General features: G+C 67.3%; 23 protein-coding genes and 1 pseudogene. 15 read left to right on the top strand and 9 right to left on the bottom strand.

The features are described from left to right. The first annotated feature begins 169 nt into the window (after positions 1 to 169). The 5 genes from ACFVYL_RS15040 (at position 170) to ACFVYL_RS15020 (ending at position 7,494) form a co-directional block, all read left to right on the top strand. Entirely contained in the window at positions 170 to 691 is a 522-nt protein-coding gene (locus tag ACFVYL_RS15040; RefSeq protein WP_389715656.1) for a hypothetical protein, read from the top strand. Between the two features lie 169 nt (positions 692 to 860). Then, on the top strand, positions 861 to 3,182 hold the full coding sequence (locus ACFVYL_RS15035; RefSeq protein ID WP_389715653.1) for a phage/plasmid primase, P4 family: 2,322 nt from the start codon (positions 861 to 863) through the stop codon (positions 3,180 to 3,182). Between the two features lie 66 nt (positions 3,183 to 3,248). Beyond that, positions 3,249 to 5,102, top strand: coding sequence for a DNA polymerase (locus ACFVYL_RS15030; RefSeq protein WP_389715652.1), 1,854 nt, complete (start codon positions 3,249 to 3,251; stop codon positions 5,100 to 5,102). 445 nt (positions 5,103 to 5,547) lie between these two features. Next, positions 5,548 to 6,357 (top strand): sigma factor, encoded by an 810-nt coding sequence (locus ACFVYL_RS15025; RefSeq protein WP_389715650.1) that lies wholly within the window; start codon positions 5,548 to 5,550, stop codon positions 6,355 to 6,357. Between the two features lie 897 nt (positions 6,358 to 7,254). Further along, a complete protein-coding gene (locus ACFVYL_RS15020; protein WP_389715648.1) occupies positions 7,255 to 7,494 on the top strand; it encodes a hypothetical protein in 240 nt (79 codons plus the stop codon). A 56-nt stretch (positions 7,495 to 7,550) separates the two neighbouring features. On the opposite strand, the gene ACFVYL_RS15015 is transcribed toward ACFVYL_RS15020, so the two are convergent. Beyond that, on the bottom strand, positions 7,551 to 7,910 hold the full coding sequence (locus ACFVYL_RS15015; protein WP_389715646.1) for a hypothetical protein: 360 nt from the start codon (positions 7,908 to 7,910) through the stop codon (positions 7,551 to 7,553). 17 nt (positions 7,911 to 7,927) lie between these two features. Then, a complete protein-coding gene (locus ACFVYL_RS15010) occupies positions 7,928 to 9,232 on the bottom strand; it encodes a multiprotein-bridging factor 1 family protein (protein WP_389715643.1) in 1,305 nt (434 codons plus the stop codon). A gap of 344 nt (positions 9,233 to 9,576) precedes the next feature. Between ACFVYL_RS15010 and ACFVYL_RS15005 the strand changes: the two genes are divergently transcribed. The 3 genes from ACFVYL_RS15005 (at position 9,577) to ACFVYL_RS14995 (ending at position 11,985) form a co-directional block, all read left to right on the top strand. Then, complete coding sequence (locus tag ACFVYL_RS15005) at positions 9,577 to 10,164, top strand: NUDIX domain-containing protein (RefSeq protein WP_389715642.1); 588 nt, start codon at positions 9,577 to 9,579, stop codon at positions 10,162 to 10,164. Between the two features lie 431 nt (positions 10,165 to 10,595). After that, entirely contained in the window at positions 10,596 to 11,039 is a 444-nt protein-coding gene (locus ACFVYL_RS15000) for a hypothetical protein (RefSeq protein ID WP_389715640.1), read from the top strand. Positions 11,040 to 11,127: 88 nt separating this feature from the next. Continuing rightward, positions 11,128 to 11,985 carry a protein kinase gene (locus ACFVYL_RS14995; RefSeq protein WP_389715638.1) on the top strand — a complete coding sequence of 286 codons (858 nt, stop codon included), beginning with the start codon at positions 11,128 to 11,130 and terminating at the stop codon, positions 11,983 to 11,985. 42 nt (positions 11,986 to 12,027) lie between these two features. Here ACFVYL_RS14995 and ACFVYL_RS14990 read toward each other — a convergent pair whose 3' ends face one another. Further along, a complete protein-coding gene (locus ACFVYL_RS14990; RefSeq protein ID WP_389715884.1) occupies positions 12,028 to 12,255 on the bottom strand; it encodes a GntR family transcriptional regulator in 228 nt (75 codons plus the stop codon). A 381-nt stretch (positions 12,256 to 12,636) separates the two neighbouring features. Between ACFVYL_RS14990 and ACFVYL_RS14985 the strand changes: the two genes are divergently transcribed. Both ACFVYL_RS14985 and ACFVYL_RS14980 read left to right on the top strand, forming a co-directional pair. After that, positions 12,637 to 12,783 carry a hypothetical protein gene (locus tag ACFVYL_RS14985; protein WP_389715635.1) on the top strand — a complete coding sequence of 49 codons (147 nt, stop codon included), beginning with the start codon at positions 12,637 to 12,639 and terminating at the stop codon, positions 12,781 to 12,783. Between the two features lie 340 nt (positions 12,784 to 13,123). Next, a complete protein-coding gene (locus ACFVYL_RS14980) occupies positions 13,124 to 13,558 on the top strand; it encodes a hypothetical protein (RefSeq protein ID WP_389715633.1) in 435 nt (144 codons plus the stop codon). Between the two features lie 72 nt (positions 13,559 to 13,630). Here the strand turns inward: ACFVYL_RS14980 and ACFVYL_RS14975 are convergent, their stop codons facing one another. Further along, positions 13,631 to 13,978, bottom strand: coding sequence for a VOC family protein (locus tag ACFVYL_RS14975; protein ID WP_389715630.1), 348 nt, complete (start codon positions 13,976 to 13,978; stop codon positions 13,631 to 13,633). A 106-nt stretch (positions 13,979 to 14,084) separates the two neighbouring features. Between ACFVYL_RS14975 and ACFVYL_RS14970 the strand changes: the two genes are divergently transcribed. Further along, a complete protein-coding gene (locus ACFVYL_RS14970; protein WP_389715628.1) occupies positions 14,085 to 14,417 on the top strand; it encodes a helix-turn-helix domain-containing protein in 333 nt (110 codons plus the stop codon). Further along, positions 14,405 to 14,839 (top strand): transposase, encoded by a 435-nt coding sequence (locus tag ACFVYL_RS14965; protein WP_389715625.1) that lies wholly within the window; start codon positions 14,405 to 14,407, stop codon positions 14,837 to 14,839. The genes ACFVYL_RS14970 and ACFVYL_RS14965 overlap by 13 nt, the downstream gene beginning before the upstream one ends. On the opposite strand, the gene ACFVYL_RS14960 is transcribed toward ACFVYL_RS14965, so the two are convergent. After that, a complete protein-coding gene (locus ACFVYL_RS14960) occupies positions 14,836 to 15,732 on the bottom strand; it encodes a LysR family transcriptional regulator (RefSeq protein ID WP_389715882.1) in 897 nt (298 codons plus the stop codon). The two genes, ACFVYL_RS14965 and ACFVYL_RS14960, sit on opposite strands and share 4 nt — an antisense overlap. Positions 15,733 to 15,826: 94 nt before the next feature. Continuing rightward, positions 15,827 to 17,317, bottom strand: coding sequence for a PLP-dependent aminotransferase family protein (locus ACFVYL_RS14955; RefSeq protein WP_389715622.1), 1,491 nt, complete (start codon positions 17,315 to 17,317; stop codon positions 15,827 to 15,829). A gap of 128 nt (positions 17,318 to 17,445) precedes the next feature. On the opposite strand from ACFVYL_RS14955, the gene ACFVYL_RS14950 reads away from it, so the two are divergent. Next, on the top strand, positions 17,446 to 18,096 hold the full coding sequence (locus ACFVYL_RS14950; protein WP_389715620.1) for a YitT family protein: 651 nt from the start codon (positions 17,446 to 17,448) through the stop codon (positions 18,094 to 18,096). On the opposite strand, the gene aroQ is transcribed toward ACFVYL_RS14950, so the two are convergent. Then, the gene (gene aroQ, locus ACFVYL_RS14945) at positions 18,079 to 18,699 is read right to left on the bottom strand and encodes a gamma subclass chorismate mutase AroQ (RefSeq protein ID WP_389715618.1); all 621 of its coding nucleotides are present in this window, start codon (positions 18,697 to 18,699) and stop codon (positions 18,079 to 18,081) included. The genes ACFVYL_RS14950 and aroQ overlap by 18 nt on opposite strands. A 146-nt stretch (positions 18,700 to 18,845) precedes the next feature. Next, positions 18,846 to 19,679 (bottom strand): annotated as a pseudogene (locus ACFVYL_RS14940) (alpha/beta fold hydrolase); the annotation flags it as partial. 211 nt (positions 19,680 to 19,890) lie between these two features. Here ACFVYL_RS14940 and paaK point away from each other — a divergent pair. After that, on the top strand, positions 19,891 to 21,174 hold the full coding sequence (gene paaK / locus ACFVYL_RS14935; RefSeq protein WP_389715879.1) for a phenylacetate--CoA ligase PaaK: 1,284 nt from the start codon (positions 19,891 to 19,893) through the stop codon (positions 21,172 to 21,174). Here the strand turns inward: paaK and ACFVYL_RS14930 are convergent. Further along, on the bottom strand, positions 21,146 to 22,039 hold the full coding sequence (locus ACFVYL_RS14930; RefSeq protein ID WP_389715615.1) for an anti-sigma factor antagonist: 894 nt from the start codon (positions 22,037 to 22,039) through the stop codon (positions 21,146 to 21,148). The two genes, paaK and ACFVYL_RS14930, sit on opposite strands and share 29 nt — an antisense overlap. A gap of 128 nt (positions 22,040 to 22,167) precedes the next feature. Between ACFVYL_RS14930 and ACFVYL_RS14925 the strand changes: the two genes are divergently transcribed. Further along, on the top strand, positions 22,168 to 22,524 hold the full coding sequence (locus ACFVYL_RS14925; RefSeq protein ID WP_389715613.1) for a helix-turn-helix transcriptional regulator: 357 nt from the start codon (positions 22,168 to 22,170) through the stop codon (positions 22,522 to 22,524). Positions 22,525 to 22,527 lie beyond the last annotated feature (3 nt).

Raw genomic sequence — 22,527 nt, 5'->3', positions numbered from 1 at the left:
ACTCTTTCTAAGGGGCAGGCTCCGCCGCTCGGCGACATTCGCGCACTCGGTGAGGGTGACACGCTACGCCTGGAGCCGAGTTACACACAGCGTCCGGATTGGGTGCGCTATCTCGCTGCGGCTGCCCATGCGATGGGTAGAGGGTGCCGCATCGAGCGGGTGGGTGACCGTGGCTAATCCGAACAAAACCCGCGGGACAGCTTGGGAAAGCGCGGTGCGGAACTTCCTTAACGCGTTCCTCGGGCTGGTGGACGACAACGGGGTGTTCCTCGACCCGTTCGACGGGATGAACGTCCGCAGGCCCGCACAGGAAGGCGCACGCGATATCGGGGACGTGCACGCTGCCCCGTTCATTCTCGAATGTAAGGACGTGCGGAGCCCCGCAGTACCTACGTGGCTTCGGCAAGCAAAGGTGGAAGCCGTGCACGCGGGGTTCCCCTACGGCGTGGTCGTGCACAAACGGCGCGGGCTCGGCGTGCGCTCGGGACGTGTCCATTTTGACGTGTGTACGTGGACCCGCACACGTACAGCCCTCGGGCTGTCCAGCCGAGACATGTTCGAGCAGTACGGGTTCGGCGCTTCACTGCGGGGTCTCGACTCGGGCCGCTGGTATCTGACGACCACGGTTGAACAGTTCGCCGCTCTCCTCGATGACATGCGGGCCGGGGTGAGTGGCCGTGTTGCTCGCTGATCTGCTCTCGCGGTTCGGGGCCGTGGACGAGCACCAGGACGGCGGGTACTCCGCTCTGTGTCCCGCACACCAGGACTCGCGTCCGTCGCTGCGGATATGGCGGGGCGAGGACCTGAAAGTTCGGATGACGTGCCGGGCGGGCTGCCGTACCGAGGACGTGATTCGGTCCGTGGGGCTGTCCTGGTCCGATCTGTTCGACGTCTCCGGCCCCGGTGCCACCGTGTCCGCCGAACGCCCCGAGCTGGTGCCCGCCCGCTACATTGCCGGGCTCGCCGTTTACATAGACCGTGCAAACGACACCCTCTCTGACCAGGGGAAACCGTTCTGCAGCGCCGTTGACGACGAGCACCAGGACGACGAGCACAACGAGCACCAGGACCACGGCCACCAGCTCAGCCGGCAAGCCCTCGCCTACCTTTCCAAGCGCTTCGGAATCGACGCTGCGACAGCTGCGGAACTCCGCTTGGGCGTGGACGGGGGCGACCAGGGCGAGGACTTCCCGTACCTGTCTCGGCAGTACCGGGCACACCCCCGTCTGACGGTCCCGCTGTGCGGGTTCGACGGAGTGGCCCGAGGGCTACAGGGGCGAGACCTGTCCGGGCAGTGCCCGGCACGGTGGCTCTCGCTCATGAACCCGCGCGGTCACCGCTGGACCCCTTACGGCGTGTTCCGCGGTGCGGGCGGTTACGGGACGGTCCTGGTCTGCGAGGGACCGGGCGACGCTCTCACGGCCGTTGCGTGCGGCTATGACGCCGTGGCGATTCGCGGTGCTGCCCTCGCCGGCTCGCCCGAGCTGGTGCGTGAACTCGCCGAGGGCCTGCGGGGCTCGCTCGTCATCCTCGCCGGGGACAACGACACCGCCGGACAGGGGTTCACGTCCCGGCTCGCGTCCGGTCTCGCAGAGCACGGCGTGAACGCGCTTCGGCTCGAACTCCCGCACCAGGGCGACGACTTGACCGCATGGCGCGAGCGTGACCCCGAGCTGTTCGCCCCCGAACTACACCGCGCGGTCAAGGGGGCCCGGCCCGTCCGGGACTCCGCGGACGTGGTGGCCGAAGCACGGTCCGCCGAGCTTGCCGAGCGCACCGGGGCCGACGCGGTGACGCGCGACCAGGGGGCCGAAGCCGCAGAGATCCTTGCCCGGCTGGTGGGGCAGCTCGGCGAGTCGGACGCCATGAACGCACACGCACTCGTTGCGTGGTGCAGCGGCAGAATCCGGTACGCACCGGGGCTCGGCTTCTATTCCTGGGACGGCTCGGTATGGGTGCGCTCTGACACCCGCGTACGGCAGGAAATCCACCGTATGGGGGCCGCGCTCGTCCTCGCCGGGCAGACCCAAGCGGCTCGCGGATTCACGATGACCAGCCGCATTGACGCGCTGATGACCGAGCTTCGCTCTGTTCCCACGGTGCGGGTGGAAGCGGCGGACTTTGATAACCGCCCCGATCTGCTCGCCTTCCGCAACGGCGTAGTGGATCTCCGCTCGGGCCGTATCCGCTCGCACGACATGCGCGACATGCTGACGTACGGACTGGATATCGACTACCGACCGGAAGCCGAGTGTCCTCGATGGGAAGCCTTCCTAGAAGAAATCTTCCCCGGTATGCCGGACATGCCCGCGTACATACAGCGGCTCATCGGCTACGGGATCACCGGGCATGTCACGGAACAATCCTTTGCGGTCATGTGGGGAAAGGGGGCCAACGGTAAATCGGTCCTGGTGGACACGCTCACGGCGGTGTTCCGGGCGATTTCCAAGACAACCCCGTTCGCCACGTTTGAAGCCAAGTCCAGCGGCGGCATTCCGAATGACATTGCCGCGTTGCGCGGTGCTCGGCTCGTCATGGCGTCCGAGGGCGAGAGCGGGGCACCCATGTCCGAAGCGATCCTAAAGCGGGTCACCGGTAAGGACATGATCAGTGCCCGGTATCTGCGGCGAGAGTTCTTCGAATTCAAGCCGTCGTTTCTGCTGCTGCTCGCCACGAATCACAAGCCCCGGTTTAAGTCGCAGGATGAGGGGCTTTGGCGACGCGTCAAGCTGCTGCCTTTCGTGCGGTACTTCGCACCCCATGAGCGGGACCACGAGCTAGACACGCGGCTACTCGCCGAAGCCGAGGGAATCGCAGCGTGGGCGGTGCGCGGGGCTGTCCAGTGGTACGCGGACGGGCTGCAAGACCCGCAGGTCATCACGGGTGCGTCACGTGAGTACCGCGAGACGAGCGACCAGCTAGCCGGGTTCTTTCCGGGCGTGCTGGAACGCACCACGGAAGACCACGTTATGAACGGAACCGAAGCGTTCAATTCCTATTTGGACTGGTGCGAAGCCGAGAACCTTCCGGCGCGAGAGCGTTGGACTCGGCGGATGTTCTATGACGCCATGGAGGAACGCGGAGTACCCCGCCGAAAAACCATGCGGGGAATCGGGCTCGCCGGGATTCACCTTGCGGACGAGAATCCCGAAGCTGCCGGACCGGGCATCTTCGGAAGCTAGTAAGCACGCCAATACGGGCCGTCTACCTATCACGGGTGGGCGGCCCGCTTTTGTTTAGGGGGAGGAATGCTTGAGTTTCATCACGGCGTAGCCGGCGAGCGCATAACCGTGCACGTGCCCGAGGACACAAAGGATCTCGCAGAGTTCTGGAAATGGCTTTACCGGGCGCGCGAGCGGGGACCTATCGCGCTGGACACAGAAACAACCGGTCTCGATATCTACTCGACCGGCTACCGCTTGCGCACGGTGCAATTCGGGGACGCGCGGGACGCGTGGGTCCTGCTGTACGAGCGCGGGGGCTACTTCGCTTCCTACGTGCGGGATGCACTGCGGCGGTGTCGCCAAGTGCTCATCCACAACGCAATTTTCGATTGGCTCGTCTTGGACGAGCACGCGGACACGAGCTTGGAAGACCTCGCACCGTGGACCACAGACACCCGCGTACTAGCGGCCCTTATCGATCCGCGGCAACCGTCCGAGGGCGGCATAGGAACCGCGTTGAAGCCGCTTTCCGCGTATTGGGTGGACCCCGCGGCCCCGGACACACAGGGCGGACTCACCAAGGTGTTCAACAGCCTGGGGTTCACCAAGGAAACCGGGTGGGCGAACATCCCACTCACGCACCCGACTTACCTCCTGTACGCGGGACTTGACGTCATTTACACCGCACGCCTGTACCCGATGCTCCGGCGGGAGCTGGACCGTCTGTCCGTGCGCGCCGAGCTGGTGCAGTACGAGCACGAGATAGCCCGCATGTGCGCGGTCATGCAGCGTGCCGGGCTGCTGGTGGACCAGGAGTACGCGGCCCCGCTCGCTCGCCGGCTCGCCGAGGAAGCCGAACAGTTCGCCACCGTGGCAGCCCGGTACGGCGTGACCAAGGTGGGCAGCTCGGCACAGGTGGCGGAAGCGCTCTTGGGCATGGGCGAGCGGCTGACCGAGCGCACAAAGGGCGGAGCGCTCTCGACGGACAAGACCGTGTTGTTGCCACTCGCCGACCTTGACCGGGACTGGCAGCGCATCGGGGCCCGAGAGCCCAACGCGCTCGCGGACGCCGTACTGAGAGCCAAACGGGCTTCCAAGTGGGGCGTTACGTACGCGGAAGCCTTCCTGTCCAAAGCATCCGCCACGGGACGCATCCACCCCACCATTTCCCCGCTCGCCGCGAGGACGGGACGTATGAGCGTCACGGCGGGACTCCACCAACTTCCGTCCTCGGATCACGTGATCCGCCGCGCGATCCTCGCCGAGCCCGGCCACGTCATGGTGAGCACCGACTTTCAAGCCGTGGAAATGCGGGTCCTGGCGGCTCTCGCCAAGGTGCGCCGCATGACGGAAGGGTTCGTGAACGGTGGCGACAAATTCGACATTCACACGTTCACGGCCAGGCTGATTAAGGGCGAGAGAGCTACCCCCAAAGATCGAAAAGTCTTCAAAGGTGCCGGGTTCGGAAAGGTCTATGGCGGCGGCATCACCACGATTGCCAAACAGACCGGCGCGAGTGAGAGCGAGATTGCGCAAGCGGTGAGCGCGTACGACCGGGCTTTCCCGGAGATCAAACGGGCGTCGTCACGGTGGCAGCGTCAGGCTTTCCAAAACGGCATGGTTCTTGTCTCGGCTACCGGTCGTCGGCTGCCACTAGACCGGGACCGCACATACAGCGTCGTGAATTATGCATGCCAGAGTGCCGCGAGGGACCTACTCGGCCAGGCCATGCTGAATATCGAGAGTGCCGGATTGCTCGAATATTGCCGCCTCCCAATTCATGACGAGCTCTTGGCTTCGGTGCCGGAACGGGAAGCGGAAGAGTTCGCCCGAGAGTTTGAGAAGTGTATGACCATGAATCTCTACGGGGTGCCCATCGTGGCGGACGCCGAGATCGGCGGACGGTCGTGGGGCTCGCTGTACGGGGCCGACTTCTGATCACGCCCCGTCACCGTTATACGCAGTGTTAGAGGCGAAACGGTCATCGTTTTTGGTTGTGCTCGCCCTGGTCACGTATGGGTCACGGTAACCATGATCCCTCCACATTTAATGACCCCCCGCACATGCACCCGGTAACTATCTGGCCGAGAGTCACCAAACGTTGCGTCTGGTGTGTCAATCCGAGAGGTAAATGCATGTCCATGTAGCTATGCCCGTCTTATGTGCATTGTTGTGCCGTTGGTGCATACCTAAGTTCGTTGCCACGCAGCGATTAGGCAATGCGCAAGCCCCGTCCTGCTAATCCGGGACGGGGCATTTTCGTGCCCTTTGTAAGGCGCATTGCATAGAGCTGCGAGTTCCTTTGTGAACCCCTCGCGCTCCGTTCCGGGATCTTCCTGCTCTCCACAGAGAGCAAAGCCCCCGAAGCACGGAGCCAAGCTCAATGACGCACCTTACGCATTCGCAGATTTCGGCCGCCAAGGACAACGACCTGGATGCCATTTCCGCGGTTATTGGCGAAACCGAAGCACTCGTCAAGGCCAAAGCCCGCTATTATGCCGGATCGGCCGAGAGCAACGGGAACGTCCTCGCGGAAGATCTCGCACAGGTCGGGCGAATAGCCGTGTGGCAGGCCCTCACCAAGTTCGACGGTGACAGTCCAGGCGCCTTCATGAATTACATAGACCGTGCGTTGCACACCGCCATGTCAGAGGCCCGCCGAGCCGAGACCCGCCCCGGTGTTACGCCGTACGCCGCTGCCGATTTCGAAAAGGCGTTGACCCTGGCCGGCGGAGATCCGTACGACGCCGAGCGCATCGCCACCACCGGCGAAATGGGAGCTCGGAAAATGAGCGCGGATCACGCGTACGCCGCGCGCCTTTCGTGGCTCGGCCTCGAATACCTGGACCGGCCCGTTCCGGGTGAGGGCGGCGAAACGCTCACCCTCGCCGCGAAGTTGGAACGCGAAACCGGGATGCCCGCAGAGCTGATCACCGCGGCCGATATCGCCTCGCACCGCCGGACTGTCATCCGGGACCAGGTGCACCGCACGTTGGGGTTGCTGTCTGAGCGGCAACGCCTGGTGGTGAAAGCCGGGTTCGGAATCTCCCCGGTTCCGGAGTACCGGCCCGGAGTCGATGACGCCGAGTTGGAAGCGGACGCGAGTCTGTCTCACGACCAGGTAAGGCAGGCTCGCAAGAAGGGGAAGGAACGTTTCTCCGAGCTGTACCGAGCTGGTGCATGCGCATGGTGACCCTGCCGACCACGGACGGAGGCACGGTGACCGTGACGCGCTGCGGTGAGCTGGTGGACATGCACGTCCGCGACGCCGACGGGTGCACCGTGGCCACTGTGACCCGCCGAGCCGACCGTGCCGGGCTAATACTCGCTGGACACGCTTCAGCGAAAGCGATTACAGGCCTCCTGCCACCTCACATTTGAGCCACCTATCTCGTCATACCCGGTGTACCGAGACAAACCACCGCCGGACCGACGAGCAAGAGCACTGCATGCGTGAAGCGACCACACACCGAGAACGACATGTTCATGCCTACCGACTGTGACGAATTCCCCCGCTTCGGCGGGGGCTTCGCCATGCCCGGAAGTGGCTGCACGCAGCAACGAGATTGCGAACAGCATCATCGTGTCGCACAAACTCGCTGGTCCATCGGTCGACTGCCCTGAAAGGTTGCTGGATGTAACCGGAAGTGCCTCTTCTGGCATATGCCCTATCCAATGTCGAACGTGTGTACTACTGTGTTCGCATGGCTACGCACAGCGAGGAAGCCCGGGTGTGCACGAGCGTGATCGTGCCTGTACTCGGGGGCAAGAATGGCGCGTGGGAAACGTGCGCAGAGCTGCCCACAGTGTTCGGGGAAGACACCGTGCGGTCCTGTGAGGACCTGCACGTGATCGTGGAGTGCCAGGGGGGTGTCGTGGCTCGGCTGCTGGCGACCCTGGAGAAGTATTCGGGGTTCCGAGTGCTGGCCCGAGACCGTCGCACGCACGGACTCGCTGGCCAAGTCGAGTGGGTCCGGAGCCCCGAAACTGGATTGTGGCTTCAGTGGGACGAGCCATGGACGGCATGCGAGTACGGGCAGCACACCCCTACAGCCACCCGCATTGTGGCCCCGCTCGTACGGCTCGTCGCATGAGCGCCTGCCGCATATTCGTCCTTGGTCGCAAGGGCGGAGACGATGCGTTCGCCGAAGTGCAGAGGCTCGCCGCTGTGCTCGTCCGGGCCCGGATCGCCAACCGGTACGGGGTCAGCGCGCGCAAGGTGCCCGGACAGGGAGCGTGGGGGGTCTACCTGACCGACCGCACGCCCGAGCTGGGTCCGCCCTCACTGGCCGTCCTCGCCGTGTTCCGTAGCTTCGGACTCGCTGCCTGACAGCAGGACGCCCCGCCGCTCCGAAGGGGTGGAATGGCGGGGCGTCTGATGGGGCGCTATTCGGCTTGCTCGATGGCTTCAAAGATGTCTGCGTCCGTCTGCTGCTGCCATTCCGGGAGTTCCGGCCAGTCGGCGACGTAGCTCGGCTTTGGGTCTTCAAAGTGCTTGTGGATTTGAGCGATCCAGCAGAGAGCGACGAATCGTCCTTTCTGCTCTCGGGACAACTTGGATGTGTTGCCGTTGCTCACCCGGATAAAGTCCGCTACTTGAATGCACACCGCGGCGGCTGCTTCTCGCTCCCATTCGGGGGTGTCTTCCCACGGGGTGATGTATCCGGGCTTAGGTTCTCCGGGATAGTGCTGCTGTACCCCGGAGATCCACGCCTCGCGGAAGATTCGTCCGTTCTTGTCCTGCAAGACAACTCCCAAAATGGTTAGGCGGTCATGGTGAGTGCGGAAATTTGGTCGTTGAGTTCCAATACCCGTCCATCGGTTAGCAAGGGCTGTAGTTGTCCCTGCAACCCCTCCAACTTGCGGACCACGTAGCCGGATTTGGTCTGCACGGCAAGGTCGAGAGCCTGTGATGCGTAGCTGACGAGCTGGTCAACGTCCCGCCTCTGGATGCCGAGCGTTGCAAGATCGGCCATGACGCTGCCGCGTCGCCGCATGGACATCGGTTGCCCGAGCGCATCGGCTAGCGACAGTTCGGCCAGGTCAAGCCTGCCAAGTCTCACGTAGCACGTGCCGCGTTCCTCGGCGAGGCGGGACCCATCAAAGCGGAGCCATCCACCATTCTGGATCAGTCCGCTAAGCGCGTGCACTTCCTCGGCTTGATCCAGGGCCCTGTTACATGCGCTCAAGTCACCGAGACTGGCGAATACTTCCGCTTGGACTGCTGCTACCCAATGCCGGGTGGATAGCTGTCTGTCGCCTTTCTTGGCCATTTCGGCAGCAGCCGCGAGCAGAGATGCAGCATCGCGGGGTTTCTTTTCGTAGATGCTAACAAAGGCGTGACGTGTTAGTGCACATGCTGACAGGTCCGGGTTCCGCGCCTCGCGACCTGCGCTTGCCGCGAGCGTGTAACACTGGGCCGCATCAGTGTAGTTGTTGCTGTCGAAATGGATTTCCCCTGCAAGTTGAAAGAGGTCACCGACGGCACCGCAGAGCTTTTGTCGTTCGCGTTCCGTTCGCGCGGTGGCGAAGCTGTCTGCAATGTCTTGCGCGTGACTATGCACTATAGGTAGGACTGTGCGTTTAGTCTTGGCAAGAGCGAAGATCTGCCATAAATGAGCGTTCAAAGCGGTGTGTGCCGCAACATCATTGCTTTTAGATGTAGCCAAGGGATGATCGGCGGGGACTGCCTCGCTGGTTACCGGCAGGGCGGTAAGTGCCCCCGTGACGGTCAGCAACCTTAGAAACTGGCGCCGAATCATTTCGTCAAGATCACCCGTACCTAGGTCGTCGTCGGATGCTGTGTGCCTGGCAAGTACCCCTTGCGCCTCATGAACAGCGGGTAGGTTCACGGGCTCTGGTGCTTCTGGCTTCAGCAGCTCGTCCAGCTCGGCAAGCGTTACTTGCAGCCGCTCGGCGAGCTTCGGACGGATGTAGGCCTGTGGCTCCACCTGGCCACGCCCCCATCGGCCGACCGTTGTCGTGTCCACCCCGAGGGCTTGGGCTAGTCGCTCTTGACTGTAGCCGAGCGCTTTCCAGCGCCGCACCAGAGCCGTTCGTGGTCCCATGCCTGCCCCTCCGCCCTGTCCGCGGTCATCTTCCCAGGTCAGAGTTGCCAATGCACTGGAGATGCCAGACAAATGCATTGGGTTCGCCCTGGCCCTGTCTAACCGCTACGGGTTGCCTAGGGACACGACAGCTCAGGTCGACCCGCAAGGAACTGCCATGGTCACGGATGACGTAGCGACGCCGACAAGCCCGCACGAGCCGGCGACCCGAGCACGTAAGCACGGGGCACCGCTCGTGAAGCACATCCGAACGGCACTCGTGACGGTAGCCGCGCTCACCGCGTGGGTCGTGGTCGGACGCCTCCTCATTTCGCCACCCGTACCACTGATCTCTCCGCTTCCGGATGGGCCGGCGAGAAAGACCGGCCCCCGCCCGGTGGCAGAGATCCACACGCCTAGCAGAGAGACGAACCCTCATGGCACACGCTGACATTGACCCCGCCACCCCGCCCCGCCGACGCATCGGGGCCGTGGTCCTGGTGCGCAACAGGCACGGAGACGTTCTCATGGTCAAGCCGAGATACAAGCACGCAGAGGAAAAGCAGGGTTGGCAGCTCCCGGGGGGTGGCGTGCACCAGGGCGAGACGGTCGCCGCTGCGGCCGTCCGAGAGCTGCGGGAAGAGACCAGCCTTACGCGACACATCACGCACGCGCTCGTCATTGACCAGGTACCCGCGAGCGAAGACGGCAGCAGCGCCGAGGGCTACAACATCGTGGTGGACGGCGGGACGCTCGACCCCGACCAGGCCGCCGCGGTGACTCTTCCCGAGAGCGCGCACGACGAGCTGTCTGCTGTCGAATGGGTGCCCATGGGGCAACTGGACGCTCTTGCCTTTCCGTATCAGGCGGCCCGTGTGCGTGCGGCTGTTCGGGCTCACGACTTCGGGATGCGGCTGCCGCTGTACCAGCACGGCAAGCCCGCCGACGCGTAACCCCCGCCTTCCGCTCGACTGCCCCTGTCGGTGGGGCGCAGCCGAGCGGGATACCGCCCCTGCCGAACGGGCCCGCTCGCGGCTCCCCCCGTGCGCGGCAGGCGCCCCGGCAGGGGCGGGCATTGTCCGTTCTCCGTCGCATGAACCCCGTGCCCTGGAAACCGCGTTGGGGCAGTCGCGGTGGAGAGCGGAGCACTACCCCCGTGCGCCTCACATGTCGCGCGGGTTGGCTTGCCCTACAGCCCCGTACAGGGTGGGCGAGCCAGCAGCGGACCCCGGTAGCAAACCCCGTGTGCTGGGAGCAGATCCGCTGTTTCATAGGGCCCCGTCCCTGCCGTTCTACTCCGAACCCGGCTCCCCCGTCTGGCAAGGGGAATCGGCAGGGACGGGCGTTCGTGCAGTGCACCACTCCAATCCGGAGGGAACACGCCATGACCGCAGTAGTGAACGAACTTAAGACGGGCCGCGCGCTCGTCGACGCCGAACTGTTCCGCAGCATCGCGCACTTCGTGCACCTTCACTTCAAGCACCCGCAGGGCCGGGCCGAAGCCATCACCGATCAAGCGTTGGCGTTCGTGGCCACCGCCGCAACAGCGAGCGTCGGCATGATGCCGTCCGACGACGTGGACGATGGCTTGCACGCTTTCATCCTGCACACGGCGGCGTACGCGAACTTCTGTCAGAAGTTCGCGGGGCGTTTCCTGCACCACAACCCCGAGCCCGGAGCAGGCTGCCGCACGGTCGAGCACGTCACCAAATCCGTGCACGCCATCAAAGCCGCCGGTTTCCTGGTCCTGGACGACCTGTGGACCGTGAACGGCGAGAACACCGCGCAATGCGACGCGGACTGTGGACGCCCGTACGGCCAGCAGTAATCGCTCCTTCCGGAGTAGCGTCCGGGCACCCGTGGCAGAGCCGGTCCGTGGTTGCACGGGTCGGCTCTGCCTTTCAGAAAGGACACACGTGACAACCCCCGAACAGACCTCGATCCCCGCGCCGATCATCTCCGTCCTGGACATCTCGGAGTCGGCCGTGGTGGTTCATCGGCGGGGCTCCACTGTGTGGCGCGTACGGAGCAGGGATGCCGAGTACGCCGTGAAACTCGGATACCCCATCACTGCTACGGACCAATGGGAAGCCGCCGAGTGGACCGCCCTGGCTCCCGCGCGCGAAGGGGCAGTGCTGCAAGAGCTCGGCAGTGCCACGGCCGCCTACGGAGTGTGGGACCGGGGGACCTGGAACGTGCAGCCCTGGCACGAAGGTTCGGACCTACAAGCCGTGTGGGCCCCCCACCGCACCCGGCACGAGGTGAGTCATCCACCGACTCGTGATGCCCTCGCATGCGCTCGCGCTCTCACAGAGCTGCACGACAAGGGGTATGTGCACGGGGACGTCCAGCCGGCGCACTTCATCCTCGACAGTGAGCGCACCAGTGCGGCGATCATCGACTTGGCTCTGGTTCACGGAGCGGAGATCCCGAAGCGCTTCGATTTCCCGTACCGGGGTTGTCTCGTCCACTACGAAGCGCCGGAGATCAGCCGCAGCGTGCTGGAGAGTGGCGAGGCGACGCCGACACCGGAAGCCGACGTGTACGGGTTGGGCGCAACGCTGTTCATGGCCGCGACGGGTTGGCGTCATGTGGAGTACCAGGATGACGCGCCCCGAGCGGAACAGCGCCGAGCGATCGTCAACAGGTCACATCGCCCGGTGAACGTGGTGAGGCCGCTCGGATGGTTGATCAACGACATGTTGCGCTTCGAACCCCGTGACCGGCCGAGCATGCAAGAGGTCTGCAAAGCGCTGGAGACCGAAGCGCAGTAGCAGCGCCTTCCCGGCTCGCTCGTCCGTCCGCTGTGGGCGGGGCTACTCGTCGTCCTGGTGCTCGTCCACGGCGGGGGAGCCGACTACGAAGGTTCCCTTGCCCCATTCGGTTTGGACCGCCCCGCGTTCACGTAGGACACGCACTGCTCTGCGGGCAGTTTCCCGAGCCACCCCGAACCGCTCGCACAGCTCCGATTCCGACGGAATGCGCTCGCCAGCCTTGATCCGCCTCTCCCGAATGTCGGAGCTCAACGCGTCCAGCACTCGCATGTAGGGCGCGTACGGGGCATTCGGATCGCTCGGGCGTTCAGGCATGGGGAGAGCGTAGACACCACGCCAACCACGGGCGACTTAGACGGGTAGACGAGTTAGACAGGTAGACGAGTTAGACAGGTTGCGTCTAGCGTCGCCCTGAAAGCAGAAGCGCCCCGGCAGACCGCTTAGGACCGGTCCACCGGGGCTACGCCGAAACAGCTAGCAGAGAGCTGAAACGACATGCGCGACTCTATCGCCAGAGCCCTTGCATGGGTGCTCCCCTTACTCCCGTGGGCCAGCCGACCCGGACGCCACACCGCCAGATATCTCGCTACCCGCCCGGAGCCCACTCCGGTGAATCCGTGGCGAGCCTCTTGGCAAGGGCCGAGCGCTGAAGTGGCCCGTGAGATCTTCCAGGCTCGCCCGGATCTGCCGCATCTACAACGCGAACGGTGGCGCGCAACAGCGTTCGCGGAAATCGGCATCGACTACGACCACCCCACCACCAGCATCACGCCCGTACGACAGGTGGTGTCGGCATGACGCGCGACGGGATCATCAGCGAGCCGACGCCCCCGACGCACCGCGTCCGCGGAATCTGCGGATGCTGGACGTCCGCGCCCATTGTGGTCGGACACGTTGAGAGCGCAAGCGGCGGAGCCGGATACACACACTTCGTGTGTCCGGACCACGTGCACGAGTACCCGCCTCGCTCACAGTGGGGCGAGTTGCCCGCCCTGCGCTGGAACCCTGCCTAACGTTGAACTTGCCCCGCTCGGCCGTGTGCGGGGCGGGGCTTTCATGTGCCTGAAGTGTGTACACGCAGTGCGCAAACCGTGGTAGGGATTGCTGATCTTGTACGTTGACCTGGGGAGGGGCTGCCATGCAGCGGAAGGTGCGAAACTGGTTAGTGGGTGGCGTCGCAGTGCTCGCGTTCGGCGGGGTGCTGTCACTGTTTGAGGACGAGCCGGACAAGGCAACGGCCGAGAGTCCCAAGCCGAGCGCTACCGCGGCAGCCAAGCCCGCAGACAAGCCGAGCCCAAAGCCGTCCAAGCCGTCCGGCATTCCGTCGCCCGATGCTGGACAGACGGCCGCCCTGATACGAGCGCTGCGGGCCGTAGACCCTGGCCTAGTGGTCAAGGAAGACCGGGCGGTGGATCGGGCCCGGAACGTCTGCCTAGACGTCCAGGGTGGCAAGGAAGCGGCAACCGTTCAGAGCAACGCCAAAGCCCGGTTCGAGGGGGGCACGGTCCCGCACCTCTCGGACGACCAGGCCGCAGATATCGTGACCGCCGTTAAGTCATCGTTCTGCGACTGACCAGACAGTAAAACGCCCCGTGCGGCTCAACTGCCGTGCGGGGCTTCTGTGTTCTTTGACGTGCGCGTATGCTCAGAACTGGTAGTTAGATGTGTTGGGGTCAGCAAGGACTGCCCAGCCAGAGCCATCGGGATTCCGGTGATCGGTGACAAGGGTGGCACCGAGACCGAGCAGCCGTTCCACCTCCTGCTCACGCGATGTCTCAGGGCGCAAACACAGATGGATCCGGTTCTTGGTCTTCTTAGACTCGGGTACCTGGCTGAAGTACAGCACTGGTCCCTCTGCCAGGAGCACCTGCGTCTCCGGGGCGCCCGGTTTGTCCTCCGGGTGCAGCGGACGGTCCGTCACCCTGCTCCAGAATCGCGCCAGCTCGTAAGCATCCGCACAGTCAATAGCCACGTTCTGCAATACCGAAACCATGCGCGCAAGCCTGCATCACTTCCACTCCAGACGCCACCGAGTTGCGCTCAGCCTTCGCGCACACAGCGCCGACGCATGGCAGCACTTCCGATACGCGCCCTAGCTGGTGTTGGAGAACTGGGCCAAGCGCCGCACGACCGCGCAGGGTCTGGCGAAGCGGGCGCGGATCGTGCTCGCCTGTGCCCGAGGGTGGAACAGCACCGTGGTCGCCTCGCGGTGTGACACGGACCGGGCGACGGTGCGGCGTTGGCGGAGCCGGTTCCTGCTCGACCGGCTGGAGGGCCTGTCGGACGAGCCGCGTCCGGGGGTGCCGCGCTCCATCACCGATGCGGCCCATGCGGTGGTCTTCTCCGTCGACGAGAAACCCCAGATCCAGGCGCTGGAGCGGACCGCTCCGGTGCTGCCGATGCTGCCTGGAGTGGTGCCGTGCCGCACGTAGTCGCAGCAGCGGCGCTCGGGCACTCCGCACAGCACCGGGCCGTGGACTTCCGGGACTTCCTGGCCGAGATCGACGGCCAGACCGAACCGGGCCTGGCCGTCCACGTCATCTGCGACAGCCTCTCCGCCCACAAGGCCCCGGTGGTGCACACCTGGCTGCTCGCACATCTCCGGTTCACCCTGCACTTCACCCCGACCTACTCGTCGTGGATCAACCAGATCGAGCGGTGGTTCGCCAAACTGCAACGACGCTGTCTGGAACGTGGCGTCTTCTGCTCACTCGACGATCTCAAGACCGCAATCGACGAATGGATCAAGATCTGGAACGAGGCCGCCCGGCCCTTCAAGCGGACCAGGACCGCCGACCAGATCATCGACCGGATCTGCCACTACTGCGACAGGATCTCCGGACAGCACACCTAGCACCCGCCAGAACCGACAACCGCCGCCGCCAGATGGTCGCGGAACCAACGATGCCCCGGGTCGGCCGAGTTGCGCGGGTGCCAGGCCATGCCGATGGCGATCGGTTGAAGGTCGAGCGGGATGGGGAACGTCCGCAGGCCGAGGGCCGCGATGGTGTTCTGGAGCCAGCCGTCCGGGGTGAGTGCGACGAGGTCGGTGTCCCGGGCCAGGAGCATCGCGCTCGTGTGGCTGGGGACGACGACCGCGGTTCTGCGCCGCAGGCCGAGTGCGGCGAGCGCGCTGTCGATGGGGCCCTGGCGCTTGCCCCGTCGGGAGATGCCGATGTGGTCGGCCGCGGCGAAGCGGCGGGCGTCGATCTCCGCGTCGAAGAGGGGATGCCCGCCGCGCGCGACCGCGACCACGTTCATCCGCAGGAGCTCTCGGGTCCGGATCTCCGGGTCGAGGTGCCCGAGCGAGCCCAGTTCGACGTCCACCAGGCCCTGCCGCAGCGCGGGACCGCCCTCCACCGTCTCCGGCAGGAAGACCACGTCCACGTGCGGAGCCTGCGCACGCATGCGGTCGACCAGGGTTCCCGCGAGGCCCGCGAGAAGCACGTCGGTGGCCTGCACGGTGAAGGTGCGCTGGAGATGGACGGCGTCGAAGCCTGCGCCGGGGCGCAGGACGTTGTCGCAGCCGCGCAGCAACGCACCCACCTCACCGCGGAGTTCCAGCGCGCGCGGGGTGGGGACCATGCCTTGTCCCGCGCGGACCAGGAGCGGGTCGCCGACGGCCCGGCGCAGGCGGGCGAGCATACGGCTGACGGCCGCGGGCGACGTGCCGAGCCGCTCGGCGGCGCGGGTCACGCTGTTCTCCTGGAGCAGGGCGTCCAGCGCACGCAGCAGATTGAGATCCAGTGACAACCCTGAGCTCCTGACCTGCGTTCTCACATCTGGGCAACGGCTGGATGCCGAGTCTCGCACGGTGGGGCGACCGGGCCGTGCGGCCGCCTCAGGCCACCCAGCGAGGGCGTCCGGCGGCCGCCGCCGGAAGGGGGGCGTCGGCGAGGGCGACCGCCAGGCGGCGCACCGCCTCGCGCAGGGTGTCGGGCGATGCGGTGTACGGAACGCGGAGCCGCTGCTCGAAGACGCCGGGGTCGGTGGCGAAGCAGGAGCCGCTCTCGATCCGTACGCCGTTCGCGAGCGCCCGCTCGGCCAGCGCGGAGCCGACGGGTTCGCCCAGGTCCACCCAGAGCGAGAGGCCGCCGGGCGGCAGGCGCCAACTCCACCCGGGGAGGTGTTCGCTCAGGGCGGCGGCGAGCGCGGCGCGCCGTACGCGCAGCTCTGCCAGGCGGGTCGGCAGCAGTTCGTGGGCCCGGTCGAGGAGGTCCAGGGCGAGCAGTTGGTCGAGGACCGAGCCGCCCATGTCGGTGGCCACGCGCTGCCCCGCGAGTTCCGTGACGAGCCGCGCGGGGGCGCGCAGCCAGCCGATGCGCAGGCCCGCCCAGTGGGTCTTGCTCATGGAGCCGACAGTGATGAGCTGACCGGCGGCGCCCGGTGCGGCGTGCGAGGCGAAGGGGGGCGGCGCCGGTACGTCGAGGGCGAGCTCGGCGAGGGTCTCGTCGACGAGGAGCCAGGCACCGGTCCGCTGGGCGGCACGCAGCACCCGGCCCCGCGCGTCCTCGGGCATGAGGCAGCCCGTCGGGTTGTGGAAGTCCGGGATCAGATAGGCGAGTTGCGGCACCGCCTGCCGGAAGACCGACTCCACGACGCCCGCATCCCAGCCCTCATCGGTGACGGGCACCGACAGCGTGCGCAGCCTGCCGCGGCGCATGGCCTCCAGGGCGTTCGGGTAGGACGGGTTCTCCGTCAGGACGCGGTCGCCGGACCGGCACAGGAGCCCCAGTACGAGGGTCAGCGCGTGCTGGGCGCCCGAGGTCACCAGGATCTGTTCGGGCACGGTGGCCAGGCCCCGGCGGGTGAAGCGCTCGGCGACGGCGGCCCGGAGTCCGGGCAGGCCGTAGGGGTGGTAGCCGGAGGTCTGCGCGTGCGCCGCGAGCTGTGGGGCGACCCGGGCGAGGGCCTCGGTGAGCTCCTGATCCGGCAGGCCGGGGGCGGCCCGGGCGAGGTCGATCGCGGTGTCCTCGGCCGCGAGGAGCCGCCGGACACCGGTCGGGGCGCGGCCCGCTGGCAGTGCCGTCCAGGTTCCGGCGCCCTGCCTGCTGCGGGCGTGGCCGTTCTCCCTCAGCAGGTCGTACACGGCGGTGACGGTGGTCCTGCTGGTGCCGAGGGCGGCCGCCAGCTCGCGTTCGGCGGGGAGCCTGACGTGCAGGGCGATGCGTCCGTCCAGGATCAGGTCGCCGATCGCCCGGGCGAGGTGGCGGTAGGCGGGTCGCAGGCCGGCCGGGTCGGGCAGCATCGCGGCGAGCTGCCCGCTGCCCAGCGTCCGGTCCGCGCGGACCGCCGTCTCCCCCACGGGTCGCTCGGGGCTCGCATCGACCACACCATTCTCCTGAAATTGGCTGTGTTTTCCAGGCCAATCACTCTACAGAGTGGCCGCAATGGCTTTGACGAGGCGGAGAACCGCCCTTCGGAGCGCGCACCCGCACACCGGCACGGAGGCCACCCCGCATGCGGCAGAACATCTCGTACGTCCCGTTCCGCGAGCACCCCGCGAGACGTCTGCCCCAGCTCCTCATCGGCTTGGCCCTCTACGGATTCAGCCTCTCCGTCCTGGTCCGGGCGGCCCTCGGCGTGAATCCGTGGAGTGTTCTGTACGAGGGCCTCGAACGCCGCACGCCGCTCAGCTTCGGGACGATCAGTGCCGCCCTCGGCGTGCTCGTCCTGCTGCTGTGGATCCCGCTGAAACAGCGGCCGACGTTCGCCACCTTCGCCAACATCGCCGTCCTGGCCCTCTCTTCCGACGTCGGCCTGCTCGTCCTGCCCGAAGGCCTCGGACTGCCCGCCCGGGCCGGTCTGCTCGTCGGCGGGGTCGTCCTCAACGGCCTCTCCGTCGCCGTCTACGTGGGCGCGCGCTTCGGCCCCGGCCCCCGGGACGGACTGATGACCGGCGCGGCCGCCGTGACCGGCCGTTCGCTGCGGCGGGTCCGCACCGTCATCGAACTCGCCGTGCTCGCCGTCGGCTGGCTGCTCGGCGGGACCGTGGGGGCCGGAACCGTGCTGTACGCGGTCGCGGTCGGCACCGTCACCCAGTTCTGCATGCCGTGGTTCGCCTACCGCAGCCCCCGCGACGCGACGCGCGTCTCAGTGCGCGCAGACTGACGCGAGCGCGCGGCCCAGGGCGACGGAGTGCAGGGCGTCGAGACGGTCCGCGTGCCGCACGCGTACGGCGGCGACGGTCAGCACTCCCTCGCAGTACGGCACCGCCCGCGCGCCCGGGGACACGGCGATGCCCCGCACCAGCTCGCCGTTGACCCGGTTGATCTCCTTGCGGACCTCGCCGAGGTCGGGCCGCTCCGTCGGAGCCTGGGACGGATCGGCGTCCCAGCGCCGGAACAGTCCGCGCTGGACAGCCTTGTTGGCCTCGATCTGGTCGCGGAAGATCCGTACGGTCACCGCCGGATCGGCGCCGGCCTCGGCCGCCTGCCGGGCGACCGCCGCCAGGACCTCCCGCTCGCGGGCCGGGTCGTCGATGGGGCTGTCCGTGCCGTACTTGGCCGCCGCGACGAGGTCGGCGGTGGCCAGACGCTGCGCGGACAGGGCGGCGAGGAGCCTCAGTTGACCGTAGGGGCCCACGGGCGCGGCGGTCCGGGCGGCCGGGGCTGCTTGCCCGGGTGCCGCGAGGGCCGGGCCGCCGCCCGCGAGCAGGGCGGCGGTCAGCGCACCGGCGGTGAGCAGGCGACGGGTGGAGGTGGCGAAGCGCACGACGGTTCCCCCGGGGGATCGGTGACGGACGTCCGGCGACCGCGCACGGCCGGGCGGTCATCGTACGAGCAGGGGGCCTCACCGAGGACGCCCCACGCCCGACGACCGCCCGGCCGGGGATGCGACACAGGCTCTCAGTCCTGCGCGAGGAACCCCGCGACCCGCCGCGCGAACCACTCCGGGTCGTCGAGCCACGGGAAGTGCCCGCCGCCCGGCTGCACTTGGCAGACGCCGCCGGGGAAGAGCTCCGCGAGCTCCGCCGCGCGCGCCGGGCTGGGGCCGCCGTCGTAGGCGCCCGCGAGGACGAGCACGGGAGCGGTCATCGTGGCGAGGGCGGCACGGGTCGCGGGCGGGTCGAAGGAGGCCTCCCCGTAGTACGCCTCGGAGGCCGCCGCGTTCTTCTGGGCCGCGCTCCGGTCCCGGTGGGCCTGCGCCTGCGCGTCCCAACGGCCGTACATGAGCGGTCCGATGACCCCCCAGCCCGCGCTGGGCGCGCCGCCCTCGGCGATCTCCCGCAGCGCGGTCTCGACCGCCGGGTACCAGGGTTCGTCCTTGCGCAGCGCGGCCGCCTCGCTGCGGTCCTCGTCGGTCACGGCGCCACCGACGGCCAGCGTGGCGGGGGTGACCAGGACGAGGGCGCGGATCCGCTTGGGGTGACGGGCCGCGTACAGCGTGGCGAGGTCGCCGCCGGCGGAGTGACCGAGCAGGTCGACCTGGTCGAGGCCCAGATGCTCGCGCAGCGCCTCGATGTCGTCCACGAGCCGGTCGCAGCGGTACGTCGCCGGGTCGTCCGGCTCCGCGGAGTCGCCCGTACCGCGCAGATCGAGCAGGACGAGGCGGCGGTGCGCGGTGAGGCCGCCGAGCTCTCCGAGGTAGACGGAGGCGCGCATGGGGCCGCCCGGCACACACAGCAGCGGCTCGCCCTCCCCCTTCTCGTGGTAGGCGAGCTCCGTCCCGTCGTACGCGCTGAATGTCGGCATGGGGGTGATCATCACATCCGGTGCCGGGTCCGGGCAACGCGGTTGCGGGCGTGGCCCATGACGGTGGCCCATGCCCTTGCGCCCCAGCTCAAAGCGGCGGTGCGAGATCTCTTGACGCCCACTGCCGGGCCTGGATTACTGAGGTCCACAGAAGATCGACGACCGAATGATCGGTCGCCCGTTCAGGACGGGAGCACTCCCTATGACGCGCATGCCGCTACTGCTCGACGCGGCGGAACGGCTCGGCCGCCGCGAGCTGGAGGCCCTGCAGTTGGAACGCCTCCAGGACACCCTGCTGCACGCGTACGAGAACGTGCCGTTCTACCGGGCGGCGTTCGACAAGGCGGGGCTGCACCCCGACGACTGCCGCTCCCTCGCCGACCTCGCGCGGTTCCCGTTCACCACCAAGGACGACCTGCGGGCCAACTACCCCTTCGGCATGTTCGCGGTGGAGCAGTCCGAGGTGCGCCGGCTGCACGCCTCCAGCGGCACCACGGGGCTGCCGACGGTCGTCGGCTACACGGAGCAGGACCTCTCGATGTGGGCGGACGTGGTCGCACGCTCGATCCGCGCCGCGGGCGGCCGACCCGGCGACAAGGTCCATGTGGCGTACGGCTACGGCCTGTTCACCGGCGGTCTGGGCGCGCACTACGGCGCGGAGCGGCTGGGCTGCACGGTGATCCCGGCCTCCGGCGGCATGACCGCGCGCCAGGTGCGGCTGATCCAGGACTTCCGCCCCGAGATCATCATGGTGACCCCGTCGTACATGCTCACGCTCCTGGAGGAGTTCGAGCGGCAGGGCGTCGATCCCCGTACGACGTCCCTGCGCGTCGGCATCTTCGGCGCGGAGCCGTGGACCGAGGAGATGCGGCGCGAGATCGAGGAGCGCTTCGCGATCGACGCCGTGGACATATACGGGCTCTCGGAGGTGATCGGCCCCGGGGTCGCGCAGGAGTGCGTGGAGACCAAGGACGGGCTGCACATCTGGGAGGACCACTTCTACCCCGAGGTCGTGGACCCGGTCACGGGCGAGTCCCTGCCGGACGGCGAGCGCGGCGAGCTGGTTTTCACGGCACTGACGAAGGAGGCCATGCCCGTGATCCGGTACCGGACGCGGGACCTGACGCGGCTGCTGCCCGGCACGGCGCGGGTCTTCCGGCGCATGGAGAAGGTGACGGGCCGCAGCGACGACATGGTGATCCTGCGCGGCGTCAATCTCTTCCCCACCCAGATCGAGGAGATCGTGCTGCGTACGGCGGGCATCGCCCCGCACTTCCAGCTGCGCCTGACCCGTGAGGGCCGGATGGACGCCCTGACGGTGCGGGCGGAGGCCCGGGCGGACACGCCCTCGGCGCGGCGCGCGGCAGCGGCCCAGGAGATCGCGGCGGCGGTGAAGGACGGGATCGGGGTGTCCGTCGGCGTGGAGATCGTCGACCCCGAGACGCTGGAGCGGTCTCTGGGCAAGTTCAGACGGATCGTGGATCTGCGGGGCTGAGCCGGCGCGTGTGCCCCGTCACCACGGGTCGAGCGACGTGTTCGGTGGCGGGCGGGGGGTCGGCCGCGGGGGCCGGCGGGTCGGGGCTCGCCGTCGTGGACGGCGTGGAGGCGGCCGTGTTCACCTTGGCGATCGCGGCTTCCATCTGCTTTCGCACGGCGTCGGACAGGGCGCCTCCCTGGACCGTGCCCACGACGTCCTCGGCCAGGAGGTGCAGCTTGGTGTTGGTGTTCTGAGAGGCGGTGACCAGGACCTCCCAGGCCGCCTCGGGACTTAGGTTGAAGGACGACATGAGGATTCCGCGGGCGAGGTCGATGGTCGGCCGGGTCTGCATGGCCCGCCGCAGCTGGGCCACGACGGTGTGCAGATTCTGCTCGGATTCCGTGTGCGGCTTGGCTCCGTCCGAGGGCGCGGACGCGGTGTTCAAGGCCTCCGCCTGGGCGGCGGGGGTGAACAGGCCGCGGGTCCCTGTGAGGTCGAACAGCCGCTCCACCGCGGGGCTCGTGGTGGCGATGGCGACGGTCTTGCCCTGTTTCACGGCCTGTTGGCGGAGGCTGAGCAGCAGGTTGAGGCCGGAGCAGTCGCAGAACTCCACGTCGCTCAGGTCCAGGTCGATGCCGCGGGCCGCGTGGCTGAGCGCGACGTACAGCTCGGACCGGATCCGTTGGGCCGCGTCGAGATCGAGATCGCCCCGTACCGCCACGGTTCGCCTGCCGCCACCCGGCACGGCGTCGCGCGGTGTGGCCGACGAGACGGACGGCGGCGGTGTCGGAAGCGGCACCGGTGTGCGTCCGTGCCCGTTGCCCTCCTCTACAGAGGGGCCCTGTCCCGCGAAGGGGTCGTGAGGGAACGCGGGCTCCGGCATGGCCTCTTCCTCTCCTCGCTGCCTACCGCCGCTCCTAGGCTGCACGCAACCCCGCACACACGTCAACTAATACCGGAAACAGCGTACGTGTTTTTGAAACCACGTATTTCTCGTCCTAGAGTTGGGGCATGGATGGAGTGCCCGAGTCACACACCGGATGGACGTTTCTCACCAATCACGCGCGCGTACTGGCGGTCATCGCCGACGACCACAACGCCCGCATCCGCGATATCGCCGCCCACTGCCGCCTCACGGAACGTGCGGTGCAGAAGATCATTGCCGACCTCGAGCAGGACGGTTATCTCTCCCACACCCGGGAGGGGCGCACCAACACGTATCAGATCAATCCCGGCAAAGTGCTGCGCCACCCCGCCGAATCCGGCCTCGCCGTCGCCTCGCTGCTCTCCCTGCTCGTCCGGGACGAGGCCGACCGCACCAGTTCCGGTTCCGGTGAGAACGGCGAGCGGCATCACGCCAGGGCCTGACGC

This window comes from Streptomyces sp. NPDC058308 (genome assembly GCF_042880275.1).
GTDB lineage: Bacteria > Actinomycetota > Actinomycetes > Streptomycetales > Streptomycetaceae > Streptomyces.
Note: the sequence above shows the minus strand (reverse complement) of the source record. Positions and strands in the feature narration are given on the sequence as shown.